General features: G+C 67.9%; 20 protein-coding genes and 1 tRNA gene. 10 read left to right on the top strand and 11 right to left on the bottom strand.

The window, feature by feature from the left end; all coding sequences use genetic code 11:
- The first annotated feature begins 17 nt into the window (after nt 1-17).
- A complete protein-coding gene (gene ispD / locus ABY44_RS11200; RefSeq protein ID WP_059694632.1) occupies nt 18-728 on the top strand; it encodes a 2-C-methyl-D-erythritol 4-phosphate cytidylyltransferase in 711 nt (236 codons plus the stop codon).
- Between the two features lie 28 nt (nt 729-756).
- The gene (gene ispF, locus ABY44_RS11205; RefSeq protein ID WP_060170379.1) at nt 757-1,242 is read left to right on the top strand and encodes a 2-C-methyl-D-erythritol 2,4-cyclodiphosphate synthase; all 486 of its coding nucleotides are present in this window, start codon (nt 757-759) and stop codon (nt 1,240-1,242) included.
- Between the two features lie 132 nt (nt 1,243-1,374).
- On the opposite strand, the gene ABY44_RS11210 is transcribed toward ispF, so the two are convergent.
- The 4 genes from ABY44_RS11210 to ompR all read right to left on the bottom strand — a co-directional run bounded on the left by ABY44_RS11210 (nt 1,375) and on the right by ompR (nt 4,853).
- On the bottom strand, nt 1,375-1,902 hold the full coding sequence (locus ABY44_RS11210; RefSeq protein WP_011352388.1) for a carboxymuconolactone decarboxylase family protein: 528 nt from the start codon (nt 1,900-1,902) through the stop codon (nt 1,375-1,377).
- 76 nt (nt 1,903-1,978) lie between these two features.
- Complete coding sequence (locus ABY44_RS11215) at nt 1,979-2,527, bottom strand: peroxiredoxin (protein ID WP_006478563.1); 549 nt, start codon at nt 2,525-2,527, stop codon at nt 1,979-1,981.
- Nucleotides 2,528-2,716: 189 nt separating this feature from the next.
- A complete protein-coding gene (locus ABY44_RS11220) occupies nt 2,717-4,078 on the bottom strand; it encodes an ATP-binding protein (protein ID WP_027787146.1) in 1,362 nt (453 codons plus the stop codon).
- Nucleotides 4,079-4,118: 40 nt separating this feature from the next.
- The gene (gene ompR, locus ABY44_RS11225) at nt 4,119-4,853 is read right to left on the bottom strand and encodes an osmolarity response regulator transcription factor OmpR (protein ID WP_006478565.1); all 735 of its coding nucleotides are present in this window, start codon (nt 4,851-4,853) and stop codon (nt 4,119-4,121) included.
- 258 nt (nt 4,854-5,111) lie between these two features.
- Here ompR and ABY44_RS11230 point away from each other — a divergent pair, with 258 nt between their 5' ends.
- The 3 genes from ABY44_RS11230 (at nt 5,112) to ABY44_RS11240 (ending at nt 8,311) form a co-directional block, all read left to right on the top strand.
- Nucleotides 5,112-5,390, top strand: coding sequence for a hypothetical protein (locus ABY44_RS11230; protein WP_011352385.1), 279 nt, complete (start codon nt 5,112-5,114; stop codon nt 5,388-5,390).
- 142 nt (nt 5,391-5,532) lie between these two features.
- Nucleotides 5,533-7,035, top strand: a complete 1,503-nt coding sequence (locus ABY44_RS11235) for a DUF1800 domain-containing protein (protein WP_060170461.1) — start codon at nt 5,533-5,535, stop codon at nt 7,033-7,035.
- 67 nt (nt 7,036-7,102) lie between these two features.
- Nucleotides 7,103-8,311, top strand: coding sequence for a DUF1501 domain-containing protein (locus ABY44_RS11240; protein WP_027787148.1), 1,209 nt, complete (start codon nt 7,103-7,105; stop codon nt 8,309-8,311).
- A gap of 13 nt (nt 8,312-8,324) precedes the next feature.
- Here the strand turns inward: ABY44_RS11240 and hpnD are convergent, their stop codons facing one another.
- Nucleotides 8,325-9,158, bottom strand: coding sequence for a presqualene diphosphate synthase HpnD (hpnD, locus tag ABY44_RS11245; RefSeq protein WP_059490014.1), 834 nt, complete (start codon nt 9,156-9,158; stop codon nt 8,325-8,327).
- Between the two features lie 236 nt (nt 9,159-9,394).
- On the opposite strand from hpnD, the gene ABY44_RS11250 reads away from it, so the two are divergent.
- Nucleotides 9,395-9,481: transfer RNA gene (locus ABY44_RS11250), tRNA-Leu, on the top strand.
- Nucleotides 9,482-9,678: 197 nt separating this feature from the next.
- The gene (locus tag ABY44_RS11255; protein ID WP_060084296.1) at nt 9,679-9,972 is read left to right on the top strand and encodes a hypothetical protein; all 294 of its coding nucleotides are present in this window, start codon (nt 9,679-9,681) and stop codon (nt 9,970-9,972) included.
- 103 nt (nt 9,973-10,075) lie between these two features.
- On the opposite strand, the gene ABY44_RS11260 is transcribed toward ABY44_RS11255, so the two are convergent.
- From ABY44_RS11260 to ABY44_RS11275, 4 genes are all read right to left on the bottom strand, one after another.
- Nucleotides 10,076-10,306: a hypothetical protein gene (locus tag ABY44_RS11260; protein ID WP_021160392.1), complete on the bottom strand. Its 231-nt coding sequence runs from the start codon at nt 10,304-10,306 to the stop codon at nt 10,076-10,078.
- Nucleotides 10,307-10,420: 114 nt separating this feature from the next.
- The gene (locus ABY44_RS11265) at nt 10,421-11,530 is read right to left on the bottom strand and encodes a class II histone deacetylase (RefSeq protein ID WP_060174331.1); all 1,110 of its coding nucleotides are present in this window, start codon (nt 11,528-11,530) and stop codon (nt 10,421-10,423) included.
- Nucleotides 11,531-11,546: 16 nt separating this feature from the next.
- Nucleotides 11,547-12,755, bottom strand: a complete 1,209-nt coding sequence (locus ABY44_RS11270) for an MFS transporter (protein ID WP_060174330.1) — start codon at nt 12,753-12,755, stop codon at nt 11,547-11,549.
- 21 nt (nt 12,756-12,776) lie between these two features.
- Nucleotides 12,777-13,823 carry a porin gene (locus ABY44_RS11275; protein WP_060174329.1) on the bottom strand — a complete coding sequence of 349 codons (1,047 nt, stop codon included), beginning with the start codon at nt 13,821-13,823 and terminating at the stop codon, nt 12,777-12,779.
- 302 nt (nt 13,824-14,125) lie between these two features.
- Here ABY44_RS11275 and ABY44_RS11280 point away from each other — a divergent pair, with 302 nt between their 5' ends.
- Nucleotides 14,126-15,271 (top strand): helix-turn-helix transcriptional regulator, encoded by a 1,146-nt coding sequence (locus ABY44_RS11280; RefSeq protein ID WP_059694619.1) that lies wholly within the window; start codon nt 14,126-14,128, stop codon nt 15,269-15,271.
- A gap of 98 nt (nt 15,272-15,369) precedes the next feature.
- The gene (locus ABY44_RS11285) at nt 15,370-16,368 is read left to right on the top strand and encodes a 2-dehydropantoate 2-reductase (protein WP_027787155.1); all 999 of its coding nucleotides are present in this window, start codon (nt 15,370-15,372) and stop codon (nt 16,366-16,368) included.
- 170 nt (nt 16,369-16,538) lie between these two features.
- On the opposite strand, the gene ABY44_RS11290 is transcribed toward ABY44_RS11285, so the two are convergent.
- On the bottom strand, nt 16,539-16,988 hold the full coding sequence (locus tag ABY44_RS11290) for a MarR family winged helix-turn-helix transcriptional regulator (RefSeq protein WP_021160399.1): 450 nt from the start codon (nt 16,986-16,988) through the stop codon (nt 16,539-16,541).
- Between the two features lie 62 nt (nt 16,989-17,050).
- The gene (locus tag ABY44_RS11295; RefSeq protein ID WP_060174328.1) at nt 17,051-18,196 is read right to left on the bottom strand and encodes a glycerate kinase; all 1,146 of its coding nucleotides are present in this window, start codon (nt 18,194-18,196) and stop codon (nt 17,051-17,053) included.
- Between the two features lie 386 nt (nt 18,197-18,582).
- On the opposite strand from ABY44_RS11295, the gene tig reads away from it, so the two are divergent.
- Nucleotides 18,583-19,929: a trigger factor gene (gene tig / locus ABY44_RS11300; protein ID WP_027787157.1), complete on the top strand. Its 1,347-nt coding sequence runs from the start codon at nt 18,583-18,585 to the stop codon at nt 19,927-19,929.
- Nucleotides 19,930-19,980 lie beyond the last annotated feature (51 nt).

Raw genomic sequence — 19,980 nt, forward strand, 5'->3', positions numbered from 1 at the left:
TTCCGGCGTTTCCCTTCGTGACTCCCCGACTTTTCGCCCTGATTCCCTGTGCCGGCACGGGCAGCCGTTCCGGTTCGGCCGTGCCGAAGCAATACCGCACGCTGGCCGGCCGCGCGCTGCTGCACTACACGCTCGCCGCGTTCGACGCGTGCAGCGAATTCGCGCAGACGCTCGTCGTCCTCGCGCCCGACGATTCCCATTTCGACGCGCGCCGCTTCGCGGGCCTGCGCTTCGCGGTGCGCCGCTGCGGCGGCGGCTCGCGCCAGGCGTCGGTGCTGAACGGGCTGCTCGGGCTGGCCGAATTCGGCGCGACCGACCAGGACTGGGTGCTGGTGCACGACGCCGCGCGCCCGGGCATCACGCCGGAGCTGATCCGCACGCTCGTCGCGACGCTGAAGGACGATCCGGTCGGCGGCATCGTCGCGCTGCCGGTTGCCGATACGCTCAAGCGCGTGCCGGCCGGCGGCGACGCGATCGCGCGCACCGAGTCGCGCGACGCGCTGTGGCAGGCGCAGACGCCGCAGATGTTCCGCATCGGCATGCTGCGCGAGGCGATCCTGCGCGCGCAGCGCGAAGGGCACGACCTGACCGACGAAGCGAGCGCGATCGAATGGGCCGGCCATACGCCGCGCGTCGTGCAGGGCAGCCTGCGCAATTTCAAGGTCACGTACCCGGAGGATTTCGCGCTCGCGGAAGCGATCCTCGCGCGCCCCGCGAACGCCTCCTGACTTTCACCCCCTCTCAATCGGAACACGCATGGATTTCAGAATCGGACAAGGCTACGACGTGCACCAGCTCGTCGAGGGGCGCCCCCTCATCATCGGCGGCGTGACGATTCCGTACGAACGCGGCCTGCTCGGCCACTCGGACGCGGACGTGCTGCTGCACGCGATCACCGACGCGCTGTTCGGCGCGGCGGCGCTCGGCGACATCGGCCGCCATTTCTCCGACACGGACGCGGCATTCAAGGGCGCCGACAGCCGCGTGCTGCTGCGCGAGTGCGCGGCCCGCATCAAGGCGGCCGGCTTCACGATCCAGAACGTCGACAGCACCGTGATCGCCCAGGCACCGAAGCTGGCACCGCATATCGACGGGATGCGCACGAACATCGCGGCCGATCTCGGGCTGCCGCTCGATCGCGTGAACGTGAAGGCGAAGACGAACGAAAAGCTCGGTTATCTCGGCCGCGGCGAAGGGATCGAGGCGCAGGCCGCCGCGCTGCTGGTGAAGCAGGGCGGCTGACGGGGGCCGGCGGCATCGCGCGGTTCGCCCCGCGCGATGCCGCGGCAATGAAAAATGCCACGCGTCGGCGTGGCATTTTCGTTTGAAGCCGGCGCCGCGCCCGGCATTGCTGCCGGCGCGGAACGCAACCGCTTATTCGCCTTCGGCGGCGATCACCTGCGCGGCGGCGTTGATCACCGATGCGATACGGCCGACGTCGCGCAGCTGCGTGACGGTCATCCCTTGCTCGTTCTTCAGCAACGCATAGTGCGACTTCACGCAGAAGTGGCACTTGCCGACGATCGACGCGGCGAGCGCGTACATCTCGAACTTGCGCTTGTCGACGCCGCCGTGCGTCGCGTACGCGCCCATCCGCAGTTCGGCACGTTGCGTCTTCAGGTCGGCGTCGTCGGCCATCTCGACATACGGATACCAGGTGTTGTTCATCCCCATCAGCGCGGCCGCCGTCAGCACGGCATTCGTCTCTTCGGGCGACAGGACGCCGGCTTCGCGGATCGTCTTGATGAGTACCGTGCTCTTCGCCGCGATCGCCGCCGCCAGCGCGACACCGACCGCGTCGGTGCCTTCGAGCGACGAGCGCGAGATCGTGCCGTCGAGGTTCAGGCGAATGTCCTTCGCGTAGTCGGGAATACGTGCCTTAATCGAATCGATGAATTCCATTGATATCTCCTATGGGTTGGCCGTTAAAAAAGCCCGCAGGCAGGACGTGCGCCGCGGGCTTCGTGCATCGATGCGCTTACAGCGTTGCGCCGCCGACTGCACGGTTGCACGGGCAGAGTTCGTCCGTTTGCAGGCCGTCCAGAATCCGCAGGACTTCTTCCGGGCTGCGGCCGACGTTCAGGTTGTTCACCGAAACGTGCTGGATCGTGTTGTCCGGATCGACGATGAACGTTGCACGCAGGGCCACGCCGGCTTCCTTGTCGCGCACGCCGAGCTGGTCGATCAGCTCGCCCTTGACGTCGCCGAACGAGTAGTGGTTCAGCTTGTCGAGGTCCTTGTGCTCACGGCGCCATGCGAGCTTGACGAATTCGTTGTCCGAGCTGCCGCCCAGCAGGACGGCATCGCGCTCTTCGAACTGCTTCGTGAGCTTCGCGAATTCGACGATTTCCGTCGGGCACACGAACGTGAAGTCCTTCGGGTAGAAGTAGATGATCTTCCACTTGCCCGGGAACGACGCTTCGGTGACGGTCTCGAATGCCGACTGGCCGTTTTCTTCGTGGTTGTTGAAGCCCGGCTTCGCGGCCACGACGGTGAAAGCTTCGAGTTTATCGCCAACGGTTTTCATGCGGATACTCCTGTATGAGTTGGGAAGAAGACTGAGTCAAGCTACCTCGGTGCTGCAACGATGGTGTGACAGCATGGGCGAGACTGTAACACTATTAGTAAGGCGCTTCAATAGATTTTGACTAACGCCATCCATAGTTTTTTTCAACCGGATCGATAGTGTGAAGGGCGGCAGGCGTACGCGAGCGCGTCACGCCGTCGCACGTGCCTTGCCGGCGCCGGGGAATTCGAGCGTGACTTCGAGGCCCGCGTCGGGGCTGCGGTTGCGCAGGCGCAGCGCACCGCGATAGCGGCCGACGAGGCGCAGCACGATCGCCATCCCGAGCCCCGTGCCGTCCGCCTTGGTGCGCGCCGTGTCGACGCGATAGAACGGCCGCATCACGAGCGGCAGCTGGTCCTCGGGGATGCCGGGGCCCTCGTCGCTCACCGACAGCTCGACGCGCGCGTGCGTCACGCGCGTCTCGAGCGTGATGCGCGACACGCCGTCGTCGCGGCTCTGACCGTATTTGCGCGCGTTTTCGACGAGGTTGCCGATCACGCGGCGCATGTCGGTCTCGTCAGCTTCGATCACGGCGTTCGGCGCGAGCCGCGTGCGGATCTCGACGCCGTCCTCGCCCGACACACGCGCGGCGACTTCGTGCGCGATCGAGGAGAGGTCGACCGGCTCCGGCTTGCGCTGGGTCGGACGCGCGTAGTCGATGAAGGCCGCGATGATGCGATCCATTTGCTCGATGTCGTCGACCATCGCGTCCTTGGTCGCCTGATCGGACGGGCTCATCTCGGTCTCGAGCCGCAGCCGCGCGAGCGGCGTGCGCAGGTCGTGCGAGATGCCCGCGAGCATCAGCGCGCGATCGGCCTCGAGCTGCTCGAGGTCGCGCACCATCTGGTTGAAGCTGCGGTTGGTGTCGGCCGCGACGCCCATCCCGCGCTCGGGCAGCGGGTCGGGCGCCTGCCCCGAGCCGACCTGGCGCGCGACGAGCGCGAGCCGCGAGAACGGCCGGTTCACGAGGCTGGTGATGAACGCGGAGCCGAACAGCGACAGCGCGAGCGCGAACAGCCCCCAGCCGGCCCACTGCAGGCCCGTGACGTTGTCGAGCTGGTCGCGGTCGAGCGCGACCCAGTAATCGTCGTCGTCGATCTTGAAGCTGATCCACACGCCGGGAATGTCGTTGACCGACTGCGCGATCACGGTATCGTCGCCGAGGCGGCTGCGGATGTCGTGCTCGATCAGGCGGTTCAGCGATTCGTCGGGCTGCAGCTTGAACTTGTCGGTCTTTTCGCGCGGGTACACGCGCACGCCCTCGTTGCTCTCGAGATCCTGCAGCAGCGCGCGCCGCAGGTCGGGATCGGAATAGAGCAGGGCGGTGCGCGTGAGCTTCACGACCGCGACGAGCTGGAGAGCCACGCGCTGCGCGCGCGGCTCGCGCTCGATCACACGAAAGCTCTGGAACCACGCGGCGAGACTGACCGAGATCAGCAGCGCGATCAGCAGGAAAGTGCGCCAGAACAGCCCGCCGAACGCGAGCTGCAGGAGGCGCCGGTCGATACGCATGGGACGGGCCGTGGGCGGGCGAAACCGGAAAGGAAAAAGATCAGGCGGCGCCGTCCGGGATGAACACGTAGCCGAGGCCCCAGACGGTCTGGATGAAACGCGGGCTGCCCGGATCCGGTTCGATCAGCTTGCGCAGGCGCGAAATCTGCACGTCGAGGCTGCGGTCGAACACTTCGTATTCACGGCCGCGCGCGAGTTCCATCAGCTTCTCGCGCGACAGCGGCTGGCGCGGATGGCGCGCGAATACCTTCAGCACCGAGAATTCGCCGGTCGTCAGTGGAATTTCCTGGCCGGATTTCGTCAGTGTGCGGGTTGCGAGGTTCAGCGAGAACTCGCCGAACTCGAACACCTCAGTGGTTTCCGACGGTGCGCCCGGCAGCTCGGCCGGCGCCTGGCGGCGCAGCACCGCATGAATGCGCGCGACGAGCTCGCGCGGGTTGAACGGCTTCGGCAGGTAATCGTCGGCGCCCATCTCGAGGCCGACGATGCGATCGACGTCCTCGCCCTTCGCGGTGAGCATGATGATCGGCGTGCGGTCGTTGCTGCCGCGCAGGCGGCGACAGATCGACAGGCCGTCTTCGCCCGGGAGCATCAGGTCGAGCACGAGCAGGTCGAAACGCTCGCGGACCCAGAGCTTGTTCATTGCGGTTGCGTTTTCGGCGACGTAGACATTGAAACCCTGCTCGCCGAGATAGCGGCGCAGCAGATCGCGCAGGCGCGGGTCGTCGTCGACGACGAGAATCTTGGAGGGGTTTTTCGTTTCCATGATCGGCATCTTATCGCGAATGGGAATTGACGCATGGCCACGTATTTTCGTGCGTTACAGTCGGTTACAAAATTTACCCGTAGTGTCGCGCCGAGTAAAGGCAGGCTATATAGATTCCTTTACTCGAAGCCGAAATTCGGTAGATACTCCCCTGCACTCCATCATTCATCTTTGCACACCCGAATTCCGCAGGGTTTTTCAAGTACCAGAGGTAACCGGTTGCCGCGTGACGAAGGGAACAAATCGACCAAAGAAGCGAGGACGGTCATGCGATCTGCCCGGATTGCACTGATGCTGACGATCGCGCTCGCCGGTCCGTATGCGTCGAACTTCGCGTATGCGCAGCGCCCCGAGCAGGGCGCATCGTCGCGCAAGCTGCCGCGCGGCAAAGCGCCGCAGTCCGATCGTACCGCCGAGATGACGGTCCGTTCCGCCGTGCCTCCCGATCTCGAACAGCGCCGCCGCGACGGGCACATGACGCCCGAGGAGCGCCACCTTTTGCGCCAGCACATCGAGGACGCCGTTCGCGAGCTGTACAAGCGCTGACGCGCCGTCTTTCGCCCTGCACGGATGACACCGCGATACATCGCGCGGAAAAGATTCGTAGCAATTTTTCCGTCAACTTTCGCCTGTCGATTGCCGTTGTACCGGCATCCGCACCGCCGGTGCGCACCGGGAGTCCATGACGATGAAAGCGAACGCTGCCGCACCGGCGCCGTCGCCCGCCATGCAGTCGCCGCTCGACGCCGACGATGCATTGTTTTTCCTGAGCCGTACCGGTTTTTCTCCCGCCCCCGCCGATGTCGCGCGCATCGTCGGCATGACGCGCGCGCAGGTCGTGGCCGACACGCTCGGCAGTGTTCGGCGCGAGCCCGTCACGACTTGGCCGGACTGGATCGCCGAGTTGCCGCCGACTCGCGCGCAACGCCAGGCGCTGACCCCCGACATGCGGCGCGACGAGCAGCGCGAGCGCAATGTCCGCTACGATGCGCTGCGCGCGGCCTGGGTCAACGAGATGATCGTCACGCCGTCGCCGCTGACCGAGCGCATGACGCTGTTCTGGCACGGGCACTTCACGTCGGGGCAGGACAAGGTGCCTTACCCGCAGACGATGGCCGCGCAGAACGCGCTGTTTCGCCGCGAGGCGCTCGGCAATTTCGGCGTGCTGCTGCACGCGGTCGCGAAGGATCCGGCGATGCTTCAGTATCTCGACGGCGCGAGCAATCGCAAGGGCCGCCCGAACGAGAACTTCGCACGCGAGGTGATGGAGCTGTTCACGCTCGGCGAAGGGCATTACACGCAATACGACGTGACCGAAGCCGCGCGCGCGATGACGGGCTGGACGGTCGATCCCGACACGCTGCGCTTCGAGGTTCGGCCGGAATGGCACGATGCGGGCGACAAGACGATCCTCGGCGAAACCGGGCCGTTCGATGGCGACGGCTTTCTCGACATCCTGCTGAAGCAGCCCGGCACCGCGCGCTTCATCGCCGGCAAGCTGTGGCGCGAGTTCGTGTCGGATACGCCCGATCCGGGCGCGCTCGATGCGGTGGCCGAGCGGTTTCGCTCGAGCGGCTACGACATTCGCGCGGCGCTCGCCGCGCTGTGGTCGACCGACGCCTTCTGGGATCCGCGCAATCGCGGCGTGCTCGTCAAGTCGCCGGCGGAATTCGTCGTCGGCTCGGTACGGCTGTTCGACGTTGCGTACGGCGATCCGCAGATGCTTGCCAACACCGTGCGCACGCTCGGGCAGAACCTGTTCTATCCGCCGAACGTGAAGGGCTGGCCGGGCGGCGCGCTGTGGATCAACAGCACCACGCTGCTTGCGCGCAAGCAGTTCGTCGAGCAACTGTTCCGCGCGACCGAGACGGCCGGCATGCACCCGCCGGCGCGTGCGATGGTGCCGCCGCCGAATGTCCGCGCGCACGCGATGCCGGTGGTCGATGCGGCGTCCGCCGCCGGCATGCGCGCGGCGCCTGCCAGGCCCGCGCGCGGCGGCCTGCGTTTCGACCTCGAATGCTGGCTCGCGCAATATCGCGCGCGGCCGCAGGCGATCGCGGGCTTGTCGACCGAGCTTCAGTTGCAGCACGCGGTGCTGCAGCTTTCGCCGGTCGCGGCGATCGACACGGATTCGACCGGCAGCGCGTATCTCGAGGCGCTGCTGATGGATCCGGCCTATCAACTGAAATGATTCGAACGACGATGAAGCGGGGAGCCGGTGCGGCAAAGGTGCCGGGCGGCGAACCAAAGGATGCGCGATGAACCGACGTGATTTTCTCACGCTGACGGGCGCCGCAGCCGCAGCCGGCGTGTCGCTGTGGCAGGCGCCCGCGATGGCTGCGACCGGACGTCAGCCGGCGGCAGGGTATGCGAACGTGCTGATCCTCGTCGAGCTGAAGGGCGGCAACGATGGCCTCAACACGGTGGTGCCGTATGCCGATCCGCTGTATTACCAGTTCCGGCGCAGCATCGGCATCAAGCGCGAGCAGGTGCTGCAACTCGACGCGCACACGGGGCTGCATCCGTCGCTCGCGCCGCTGATGCCGCTGTGGCGTGACGGGCAGGTCGCGGTCGTGCAGGGCGTCGGTTATCCGCAGCCGAACCTGTCGCATTTCCGCTCGATCGAGATCTGGGATACCGCGTCACGCTCCGACCAGTACCTGCACGAAGGCTGGCTCACGCGGACGTTCGCGCAGGCGCCGGTGCCGCCCGGGTTCGCGGCGGACGGCGTCGTGCTCGGCAGCGCCGAGATGGGGCCGCTCGCGAACGGCGCGCGCGCGATCGCGCTCGTCAATCCCGCGCAGTTCATCCGTGCGGCCCGCCTCGCCGAGCCGTCGTCGCTGCGCGAGCAGAACCCCGCGCTCGCTCACATCATCGACGTCGAGAACGACATCGTGAAGGCCGCCGACCGGCTGCGCCCGCGCGGCGGGATGCGCGAATTCCGGACGGCGTTTCCGGCCGGCGCGTTCGGCACGTCGGTGAAGACCGCGATGCAGGTGCTGGCCGCGTGCGAAGCGTCCGGGCCCGGCGCGCAGGATGGTGTCGCGGTGCTGCGCCTGACGCTCAACGGCTTCGACACACACCAGAACCAGCCGGGGCAGCAGGCCGCGCTGCTCAAGCAGTTCGCGGAAGGGATGAGCGCGATGCGCGGCGCATTGATCGAACTCGGGCGCTGGAACCAGACGCTCGTGATGACATATGCGGAATTCGGGCGGCGCGTGCGGGAGAACCAGAGCAACGGCACCGATCACGGCACGGCCGCGCCGCATTTCGTGATGGGCGGTCGCGTGGCCGGCGGGCTGTACGGCGCACCGCCGGCGCTCGGGCGGCTCGACGGCAACGGCAACCTGCCGGTCGCGGTCGATTTCCGCCAGCTTTATGCGACCGTGCTCGGGCCGTGGTGGGGGCTCGATGCGACGCGCGTGCTGCAGCAGCGCTTCGACACGCTGCCGTTGTTGAAGGCGTGATGCGTCGTGACGTTCAGCGGCGGCGCGCGGCGCGCCACGCGATCCACAGCTTGCGGATCGGCGTCAGCGCAATGCGCTGATGTAGCACCTGGTAGTCGTCGCGCTCGATTTCGTCGAGCAGCGCGCCGGCCAGTGCGATCTGCGCGCGCAGCGTGCGCTGTGCGCGGCGCCCGGATGCGGGGATCGCCGCTTCGGCGGCCGCAAGCGCTTCGCGCGCCCGTGCCGTCTGGAATTGCAGCAGCTCGGTGAACGCGGGGCTGTAGCGACGGTTCAGCAGGTCGGCCGCCGTCACGTTGTAGCGCTGCAGTTCGTCGATCGGCAGGTAGATGCGGCCGTGGCGCGCGTCGTTGCCGAGTTCCTGCACGAACTGCGCGAGCATCAGCGCGCGGCCGGCGTCCGCGGCCCACGGCTGCGGGTCGGCCGGGTTCGCCGAACTGGCGCGCGCGACCAGCGACGCGAAGGTGCCGCCGACCTGCGCGATGTAGCGCTGCAGATTCGCGAAATCGAGGTAGCGCGCCTGTTCGAGATCCATCCCGTAGCCGTTGACGAGCGTGCGCAACGCGTCGGCTTCGGCGGCGATCGCGGGGTGATGCTGCGCGAGCGCCTTCGTGACCGGATGCGACGGCTGTCCGTCGGCCAGCGCCGCGAGTTCCTTGTGCCACCACGCGAGCTTCGTGTGTCCGACGGTCGGGTCGCTGGTTTCCTTGACGGTTTCCTCGAGTTCGCGGCGCAGCGCGAACAGCGCGGTCAGGCGCGGTTGCGTGGCGAGCGGCGCCTGACGCAACGCGTAGTAGACGCTGGAGCCCGCAGGGGCGGCCTTTTGCTGACAGTAGTCGTCGAAGTTCACGGGCGGAATCGTGTGGGGGCGGGTTCGGGGGACGCGCGGCGGCGCGGTGCCGAAACGTCGAGCGCGGCATTCTAGCACCGCCGCACGACGGGTGCCGGCGGGGCGAGACAACGCCGCCCGGATCGGGTAGAATCTCGCGCTCGCCTGATCGGGCGTGCCGGCTCGAGGCCGGCGCGATGTCCCGGGCGCGCGGCAAACGCATCTTGCGTGCCGCGTAGTCAGGCGACAGAAAATGCGCGTGAGTGGCGAAATTGGTAGACGCACCAGGTTTAGGTCCTGACGCCCGCAAGGGTGTGCCGGTTCGAGTCCGGCCTCACGCACCAGAAGTCGAACATGCACTCGTCGGGGTGCTGTTCCCAAAAAAGCGCTGCCGGTCGGCTGACCGGCAGCGCTTTTTTGTTGATGCCAGTCTTGTTCGCGGACGTGCAGCCGTACGAGGAGCGCACCCTCAAATTCGGCCGCATGTAATATCGTCAGCGCGATCGAATACGAGAAGTACGAGAACACCGAGGGGCCACCGATGAAAAACACCGTACGCATTCCGATTTCCGTTCTGGCGCTGATGCTGGCCGCGCCGGCTTTTGCCAATACACCTGCCGACAACGTCGCATGGAGCGCCAGACCGGTGCACGCGGCTGCATCGACGTCGGCGTGCTCTGCGTACTCGGGGCGGGTGATGGCGGGCGGCGAGTCGCTGTCGACCGAAAACGTGCTGAAAGCGCTCGGCACGTCGCTGGCCGGCGCCGTGCTGGGCGCCGTCACCGGGGGGTATCAGGGCGCGGTCTCCAATCCGTGCCCGCGTCCCGGCCTGTGACCGGCGCGCAGGCGAGTCGAGGGGCTCGCCGCGTCATCCAGAACAAGCCCGACGAAGCGCCGCGCGTCACCCGACTCGCGGCGCTTCGCCGTTTCAGGCGCGTCTATTCCCAGAAACTCCGGATCGCAACCGCCACGATCACCGGCACCGAAAAAACCAGCGGGATCGCGAAATACTGCGCCTCGCGATCGACGATCCAGCTATAGATCACCCACGCCGCGCCGAGCGCGAACGTGATGAGGCCGACCGTCACGGCGGCGATGTTCAGGGCCAGTTTCGAAGGCTGGCGGCGCGTCTTGGCATCGTCATTGTTGTCGCGCGGGGACGATTTCATCGGAAGAGTACGGCTTCGGGCCGGAACGGGAATAAAGGCACAGGAGACCCCATCCGCTCCGATCGCGCAAGAGGGCCGCCGCCGGCCGCCCTCCGTCGCGTTCGTCAGCGCGCATTACAACCCGAACGACGCCGCCAGCTCGTCGAGCAGTCCGCGCTGGAACGCGACGAACCGTTCGCCCGGCTGCTGCGCGATCGCGAGGTCGAGCATCGGATCGGCGACGTCGGTACGAATGCCGGCCAGTTCCTCGACGATCGCGAGTCCGCAGAACGGTACGTACGCCTCCGAATAGCCGCCTTCGTGAACGATCACGAGCCGCCCGCCGCAATGGCGCTGCGCGGCATCCTTCACCGCACGCGTCATGAACCGGTAGCTGTCGGTATGCAACTGCATGCGCGCGAGCGGATCGACCGCGCTCGCGTCGAGGCCGCTGGCGATGACGATCAGCTCGGGCCGGAAACGCGCCAGCGCCGGCAGCACGATCCGCTCGAACGCGTACCGATAGGCATCGTCGCCGCTGCCCGCGAGCAGCGGCACGTTCAGGTTCGCGCCGACCCCCGCGCCTTCGCCGCGATCGTCCGCGCCGCTGTAGCCGGGCGGGAAGCAGCGGTCCTGGTGCAGCGAGATCGTCAGCGTGTCCGGATCGTCGTAGTAGATCGACTGCGTGCCGTTGCCGTGATGCACGTCCCAGTCGATCACCGCGACGCGCTCGATGCCGTGTTTCGCGCGGGCGGCCTCGATAGCGATCGGGATGTTCGCCAGCATGCAGAAGCCCATCGGGCGATCGCGCAGGCAGTGGTGACCGGGCGGCCGCGACAGCGAGAACGCGTTGGCCGCGCGCTCGCCGACGACCGTATCGACGGCCGCGATCGCAAGGCCGGCAGACAGCGCGGCGATCTCGTAGCTCCCTTTGCCGAACGGCGCGAGATCGCCGAGGTCGCCGCCGTTCGCGTCGCTGAGTGCACGGAACGCGTCGAGATAGTGCGCGGGATGAATGCGCAGCAGGTCGGCGGTCGTTGCCGGTTCGGCGCCGCGCAGGTCGAGCTGCGCGGCCAGGCCCGAGGCCTGCACGAGCGACAGGAAACGGCGCTTCGAATCGGGCGATTCCGCGTAGCCCGCGCTCGACGGCGGCTGGACCCAGCCGCCGACCGGGAAGAAGAGCGCATGCGTGCCGCCGGTGTGCCAGAAAGTGCGTTCGTCGGTAAAAAAGGCAGTGCGATTCATGGATGTGCGAGACCTGTCACGGTTGGGAGGAAACGGAGGCGTGCGTGCGGCGATCGATGTGGCGCAGCGCGGCGAAAGACACGATCGCGACGGCCGTCGCGGCCGTGAACAGCGCGTGCATCGTGCCGCCGGCGTCGAGCATCAGCCCGGCGAGCAACGGGCCGGCAGCGAGGCCGGCGCCGATCACGAAATTGAGCGTGGCCACGAGGCGCCCCGACGTGTCGATCTGCGCGACGGTCGCGAGGATGAACGGCAGGACGAATGTCCACGCGAACTTGAACGCGAAGATCGCCGCGCTGTAACCGCCGGCTTGCCGCACCACGGCGAGCGCGACGAGCGAGGCCGCCAGCAGCGCGTAACCGGCCGTCAGCATGGCGCGCCGCGCGAGCCGGCCGCCCGCGCACGACGCGAGCGCCGCGCCGGCGATGCCCATCACGCTCGCGATCGCGAGTACGTTGCCGGTCGACTGCGGATCGAGCCCGGCTTCGGCCGCGGCCCGGCTCGCGAACGTCCACACGCTGCCGATCGCGAGATAGAACGTCAGCACTGCGCCGATCGCGAGCACGATCAAGCCTTGCGGCGTCCGTGCCGCCGCGCCGCGCGCGTGTTGCGCAGGCGCGGTTCGCGCGCCCAGCGATGACGGGAAGCCGCGCGACAGCGGCGCGGCGAGCAGCGCGAGCCCGGCGAGCGCGACGTACAGCGCGCGCAGCCCGAATGCCGCGAATACATGCGGCAGCACGAACAGGCCGATCGCGCCCGCGATCAACTGGCCGACGACCCACAGGCCGTACACGCGGTCGCTGTTCTCGCTCGTTGCGGCGCTCGTCATGCAGAGCACCATCAGCGAACCGCCGCCGAGCGCGGTCACGGCGCGCAGTGCGAGCAGCGCGACGAAGCCCGGCATCCACAGCGCGGTCAGCAGGTTGCCCGCGCCGAACAGCGCGATGGCGAACGCGGCCACGCGGCGTGCGTCGATGCGACCGAGCCACAGGTACGACGGCACGGTCGCGAGGCTGAAGGCGCCGAGTTCGACGAAGAAGTAGGTGCCGATCTGCGAGGCGGACAGCCCGAGCTGCGTCGCGAGCTGGCCGGCGACGGCGGGTGCCACGAGCAGCAGCAGCGGCGTGATGGCCGCGAACACGACGAGCGCGACGAGCGTCGAGCGCGCGAAGGCCGATGTGCGGCCGTCGGGCGGGAGGGCGGCATCCGGGGACAGGGTTTTCATGGCGGGATCTCGTGTGGGGAATCAGAACAGGTGGTACATGCCGACCATCGCGCCGAACTGCGATGCGCCGGCGAGCGGCGTCGGGTCGTATTCGTAGACGGTCTGCGAACTCTGGCCGCTGTTGCGCGCATAGCCGAGGTTCACGTAGGCGACGGTGCGTTTCGACAGCGCATACGTGGTGCTCGCGATGAACAGCGTCGGGTGGCCGATGGCCGGCGCGCGCGAGTCGGTGTGGTAGACGCCGGCGTTCAGGCCGATCCCGTTCGGTGTCAGGTAGCGCGCACCGCCCCAGACGATCGTGCGCGCGGCGTCGAGGTCGCCGGTCAGGCGTTCGACACCTGCATAGACGGTGAGCGGCAGCGCGGCGAACGCATAGCGTGCGGCGAGCGTGCCGAGTTCGCGGCGGCGCGCCGACGTGTCGTCGGCCGCCGATACCTCGCCGTGTGCCTGATGCAGCACCGCGCTGACCGACAGGCCGTTGCTCGTGTACTGGCCGCCGAGTTCGAGCACGCGTCCGGCGCGCGTATTGCCGGCGACGCCGGACGTCGCGGCAAGCGCCTCGACGTCGAAGCCGGCGAAGGTCGGCGACTGGTACTTGACGGAGTGGTCGATGAAGTTCGCGTTCATCGGCACGATGACGCCCTGGCCGCTGTACGACGCGTACCAGAGCGGGTCGTAGAACAGCGTCTTGTCGAACAGCACGCTGAACTGACGGCCGAGCGTGACGGTGCCCGCGGGCCCGGCGACGCCGACGTACGCGCCGCGGAAGAACGCGTATCCGGGCGCGGTTGCGGTGCCGTCGTTGAGGTTGAGGCCCTGTTCGAGCTTGAACAGCGCACGCCAGCCGCCGCCGAGATCCTCGTTGCCCTTCAGCCCGACCTGAGAAGGCAGGATGCCGTAGTTCTGCAACTGCACGGCCGAACGGCGCCCGTCGGCATGCGTCAGGTATTGCACGCCGGCATCGAGCGCGCCGTACAGCGTGAGGGTCGACTGCGCATGCGCGCCGGCGCCGCACGCGGCAAGCGTCGCGACGGCCGCGGCCGTGCGGATGAAGCGGGGTTTCGTCACGTGGGGTTCTCCATGCCGTCCTGCATCGGTTTGTCGTTGGTGTTGTCGCGACGCAGTGTCCGCAGCGGGAAAACCTTCGAACAGTCGTACAGATGAACGGTGCGGAAAACCCGAGGTGCGCGGCATGGTCGCGACGCGCTGGCGTCGCGCGGCGTGCTGCGGAGCAGCAACGTGCCGCGCACCGTTCAAATGGATGGGGCTGGCGCCGGTTCCGGCACCGGGGCCTGTCAAAAAAGCCGGTCGCTATAATCGGCCGGTGTCGTTGCGCACGTCAGCAGCCCGATCGGGCAGGGGAGCGGAAGGTGAGGATCACGACGGATATCGGGCAGGATCTCGAAGCGCTGCGTGACGTGCCGGCAGCCATCGTGCTCGACGACTTCGCCTGGCCGCCGCTGCCGTCCCGGCGTGCGGATTTCGACGGCGTCACGCGCGGCGACGCATCGCAGCGCGAGCTCGGGTTGATGCTGCTCGACCTGTACGCGGTTGCCGCGCGGTCCGGCATCGGCGAATTCGAATACCGCTTCTTTTCGCTGCTGCAGGCGCTCATTCCGTTCGACGCCGCGTGGACAGGCGTCGCGACGCATGTGCCGACCGGCCCGGTGATGCACAACAGCTTCCTGTACCGTCTGCCGCACGCGTTCTTCAGCGACTGGAAGCGCGTGCGCGATTGCGACCCGCTCGCGCACCGCACGCTGCGCGGCGCACACGGCCACGCGGTGCGGCTGTCGGTCGTCGAGCCGGGGCTCGATGCACGGTTTCGCGACTGGTGCGTGAAGTACGGGCTCGCGCAACTGATGTGCGTGTGCACGCTCGATCGCCGTTTCGGCCTGACGACGTTCATGTCGATCTACCGTCAGGGCCTGAACCGTCCGTTCAGCGATGACGATGCACGCCGTTTCGAGGAAGTGATTCCGCATCTCGCGGCGGCGCTGACGATCAATCGCGCCGCGCAGCTCACGCGCGAGCGCGGCGATGCGGTCGCGCCGGCCGCTCGCGCGTTGTGCGACAACTTCGGTGTGCTGCATCACGCCGATCATGGTTTCGACGACGTGCTGCGCACCGAATGGCCGGCATGGGCCGGTGCACGCGTGCCGGAGCCGCTCGTTGCGCACCTGCGGCGCCAGCCGGGCCAGCCGTTCGTCGGCGATGCGTTGCGGATCCAGTGCGTGCCGGTTGCGGGGCTGTTCCAGATCGAGGCGCGGCCGCGCTCGCTGCTCGACCGCCTGAGCCCGCGCGAGCTCGCGGCGATCCGCTATTACGGCGCCGGGCGCTCGCACAAGGAAGTCGCGCAACAGATGGCGATTTCGCCGACGACCGTGCGCCACTACCTGCGCTGCGCGTACCGCAAGCTCGGCATGCACGACAAGAGCCAGATCGCCGGCGTGCTCGGCGCGACGGGCGGCGCGGCCGACGACGAACCGGTGGAAGCCGGCGGCGAGCCGCGCTGACGCATGCGAACGCCGTGCGTCGAACGGGGCGCGTGAATGGTTGTGCCCGCAACCATTGAGCGTTATGCTCGTCCGCTTCCAGGAGACGGAATTTCATCATGAACGACACGAATTCAGGGTCGGTGCGTGCCGCGGTGGTCGGGGTCGGCGCGATCGGCGGATTGCTCGCGGCCGCGTTGTCGCGGGCCGGGATGACCGTGAGCGCGTACGCGCGCGGCGCGACGCTCGACGCGCTGAACGCGCACGGCGTGCGCGTGATCGACGAGGCGGGCACATCGTCGTCGGTTCCGGTGCGAGCGAGTGACGATGCGGCCGCGCTCGGCGTGCAGGACTACGTGGTGATCGCGCTGAAGGCACAGGCACTGCCGGCATTGGCCGCGCGCATCGCGCCGCTGGTCGGGCCGGACACCGTGATCGTCGCGGCGATGAACGGGCTGCCGTGGTGGTTCACGCACGGGCTCGAAGGGGCGCTCGACGGCGTGCCGCTCGACGCGGTCGACCCGGCCGGCGCGGTGTCGGCAGCGTTGCCGCCCGCACAGGCGATCGGGTGCGTCGTCCATTTGTCGTCGAGTACCGACGCGCCGGGCGTCGTGCGGCGCGGGCGCGGCAACCGGCTGATCGTCGGGGCGCCCGATGCGCGGCTCGATACGGCCGCTGCCCGGTTTGCCGCGGCGCTCGCGGCGGGCGGTTTCGACGTCGAGTCGACGCCGGCGATCCGGGCCGAGATCTGGACGAAGCTGTGGGGCAACATGAACATGAATCCGCTGAGCGCGCTGACGGGGTCGACGGCCGAGCAGCTGCTCGACGATCCGTTCACGCAGGGTCTCGCGCTGCGGATGATGGAGGAGGCGGCCGCGATCGGTGCGAAGCTCGGCCTGTCGACGGGGATGAGCGGGCCCGAGCGGATCGCGGTCACGCGCAAGCTCGGTGCGTTCAAGACGTCGATGCTGCAGGATTTCGAGGCGGGCCGCGCGCTCGAGATCGGGCCGATCCTCGGTGTGTTTCCCGAGCTCGGGCGCAAGCTCGACGTGCCGACTCCGTATTGCGACGCGGTGCTCGGGCTGCTGCGCCAGCGGGCGACGAACAGCGGGCTATAAGCGCGGGCGGGGCCGCTGCATGCGCGATGCCGGCGAGGTGGCGCGCTGCAATCCGGTTGCCGCGCGCAGCGCATCACGCAAAGCGGGCCGCCCGCGTCGCTGGTGTGGCGACCGGGGCGGCCCGTCGAATTCATCGGATCAATACTGCGGGCGTCGTGCCCGCGTGCCGGTCAGTCGTCCCGCTCGATCGCGTGCGCGACGACCTTGTCGAGCAGCCGCTCGAATGTCTGGCGTTCGCTGTCGGACAGGCATGCGAGCAAGCCATCGTTCCACTTGCGCACGATCGGCATGATCTTGCGATGCAGCGCGCGGCCGTCGGCGGTCAGCGCGATCAACACGATCCGGCCATCCTCCTCGCTTGCGCTGCGTTCGAGCAGCCCCTGGCGCAGCAGCGCCTCGGCCGCCCGGCTCGCCTGGCTCTTGTCGAGATTGGTGTGGCGCGCCAGATCCATGATCGAGAACGGGCCGAAGGCGCCGACGGCGGCGATCACGCGCGCCTCGGGCAGCGAGATGTCGAGCTTGTGCCGGTACACCTCGCCGATCCCGCGGTCGGATCGCTTCGTGAGCGCGTGGAGGCGATAGGTCAGAAACTGATCGAGCCCGGCTTGACGGCCTTTCATGTCGAATCCTGAAGAAAAAGGGCGGGCCCGATTGTTCCTGTATCGCGCGCTCGGGTCAACGGTCAGTGTGCGCCGTACTTCAGGCGTGTCAATTGCTCCGCTTCGTTCGCGAGCAGATTGGCCGCGTCGCGGATCGCGACGTCGAGCGTGATCGGCCCGGGAGCCGGCGAGAAGCAGCCGGAAAAATGTTCGGACAGGCGTGGCAGCGCGGCCGGGTCGACCGCGCCGGACAGCAGCGACGCGGGTACGCCCGCGGCCTGCGCGTGGCGGCAGGCGATGAACGGCGCCTTGCCGTGCAGCGTCTGTACGTCGGAGCGGCCTTCGCCGGTGATCAGCCAGCCTGCGCCGGCGAGCGCCGCGTCGAGCCCGACCTGCCGCGCGACCACCTCGGCCCCCGCTTCGAATTGCGCACCGAGCATGTGCAGCGCGAATCCGAGGCCGCCCGCGGCACCGGCGCCCGGCAGGTCGCGGCCGCGACGGTCGAGCGCGCCTTCGAGCAGGTCGGCGAAGCGGGCGAGTGCGGCGTCGAGGGTGGCGACCTGCTCGGGCGTCACGCCCTTTTGCGGGCCGAATACGGCGGTTGCGCCGTGCGTGCCCGTCAGCGGGTTGTCGACGTCGGACATGCCGATGAATTCGGTTTCCTTCAGCCGTGGGTCGAGCCCCGACGCATCGACGCGCGCGATGTCGGCGAGCCGCGACGGCACGGGCTCGACCGGCTGGCCGCCCGCGTCGAAGCACTGCAGGCCGAGGCCTGCGAGCAGCCCGGCGCCCGCGTCGTTGGTGCTGCTGCCGCCCAGCGCGACGAAGAAGCGGCGCACGCCTTCGTCGAGCAGCGTGCGGACCGCCTCGCCCATCCCGCGCGTGCTGCGCGCGTCGACCGGCACGCTCATGCCGACCGGGTCCGTGATGCCGACGATCTCGGCCGTTTCGACGATCGCGGTGCGCGCGTCGATCACGCCGACCGCCGCGTCGCGCGCCGCGAGCGACGCACCGGCTACCCGCAGCGTGCGCCGCGTGCCGCCGCCTGCCAGCATCGCGTCGAGCGTGCCTTCGCCGCCGTCGGCCATCGGGCAGCAGCGCACGACGGCGTCGGGCCGGGCGCGGCGGATGCCGGTGGCGATCGCGTCCGCGACCTGCTCGGCGGAAAGCGAGCCTTTGAACGAATCGGGCGCGATGACGACGACAGGCGCGGACGGGTGTTGCGGCATGGTGTCTCCGGAAGGCGTGATTGGTGTGAAGAATATTGGGGCGCGACGGCGGTGCACCTCATTCGGAGCTTACAGGATGGCGGGCCCGTGGTGGATACGGCATGCGGCATAGCGGCGATCCGCGCGCATTGCCGTGCGAAGGGCTACCAGCGCGGTGCGGACGCGCGCGCGTCGCGCCGATCTGGCGGTGTGAGGAAAATTGTTTGCTAGAATAGTCGATTCTTCCGGCCAAAGCCGTGCTCCGAGCCGCTTGCGCTAGCCATCCGGCGCGTGCAGGGATGGCGTGGCGCTCCGGCGCGGCGAGTGTATGTGACGCACATCACGCCGCAGGCAGGCACGGCAAGGAAAACCCGATTCGCTCGAATAATTTTAGGACGATTGAAGCCATGGCTAACGTTGTTGAGAACCTCGGCAAGCTTGAACGCCGCGTGACGATTTCCCTGCCGAAAGACACCGTGCAGAAGGAAATCGACGCCCGTATCCAGAAACTCGCGAAGAACGTGCGCATGCCGGGTTTCCGCCCGGGCAAGGTGCCGCTGAAGATGGTCGCGCAACAGTACGCGGGTCAGGTCGAAGCGGAAGTGCTGAGCGACAAGATCGGCCAGGAATTCTTCACGATCAGCCGCGCGGAAAACCTGCGCGTCGCCGGCCAGCCGAGCTTCGAGCCGAAGCAGGAGCAGGCTGAAGATGCATACGCGTTCGACGCGACGTTCGAGGTCTACCCGGAAGTCAAGATCGGCGATCTGGCGACGGCTGAAGTCGAGCGCTCGACGACGTCGATCGGCGACGCCGAAATCGACCGCACGCTGGACATCCTGCGCAAGCAGCGCGTGCACTTCCACGCACGCGGCGAAGCCGGCGAGCACGGCGACGGCGGCGCGGACACCGCAGCGAAGAACGGCGACCGCGTGACGGTCGACTTCGTCGGCAAGATCGACGACGTCGCGTTCCAGGGCGGCACGGCCGAAGATTTCCCGTTCGTGCTCGGCGAAGGCCGCATGCTGCCGGAATTCGAAACCGCGGCGCTGGGCCTGAAGGTCGGCGAAGCGCGCACGTTCGACCTGAAGTTCCCGGACGACTACCACGGCAAGGACGTGGCAGGCAAAACGGCCCAGTTCACGGTCACGATGAAGAAGATCGAGTGGCCGCACCTGCCGGAAATCGACGGTGAATTCGCGAAGTCGCTCGGCATCGAAGACGGCGATCTCGCGAAGATGCGCGCCGAGATCAAGGAAAACCTCGAGCGCGAAGCGAAGCGCCGCACGCAATCGATCGTCAAGAACCAGGTGATGGACGCGCTGCTGAAGATCTCCGAACTCGACGTGCCGAAGGCGCTGATCGAGCAGGACCAGCAACGCCTCGTCGAAATGGCTCGCCAGGATCTGGCGCAGCGCGGCGTGCCGAACGCGAAGGACGCACCGATCCCGGCCGAGATGTTCACCGAGCAGGCAGAGCGCCGCGTGAAGCTGGGCCTCGTGCTGGCCGAGCTGGTGAAGTCGAACGGCCTCGAAGCGAAGCCGGAACAGATCCGCGCGGAAGTCGACGAGTTCGCGAAGAGCTACGAAGACCCGAAGGAAGTGGTCCGCTGGTATTATTCGAACCAGCAGCGCCTCGCCGAGATGGAAGCGTTCGTCGTTGAAAGCAACGTCGTCGATTTCGTGCTGGGCAAGGCGAAGGTGACGGACAAGGAAGTGAGCTTCGAAGCACTCGCGAGCGCATCGGCGCAAGCGTAAGTGTTGCTCTAGCGGCGTGCCGGCTGTCGGAGCGACGGCCCGCACGCCGTT

It is taken from the genome of Burkholderia sp. ZZQ-2, assembly GCF_050768715.1.
Taxonomy (GTDB): Bacteria; Pseudomonadota; Gammaproteobacteria; order Burkholderiales; family Burkholderiaceae; genus Burkholderia; species Burkholderia cepacia.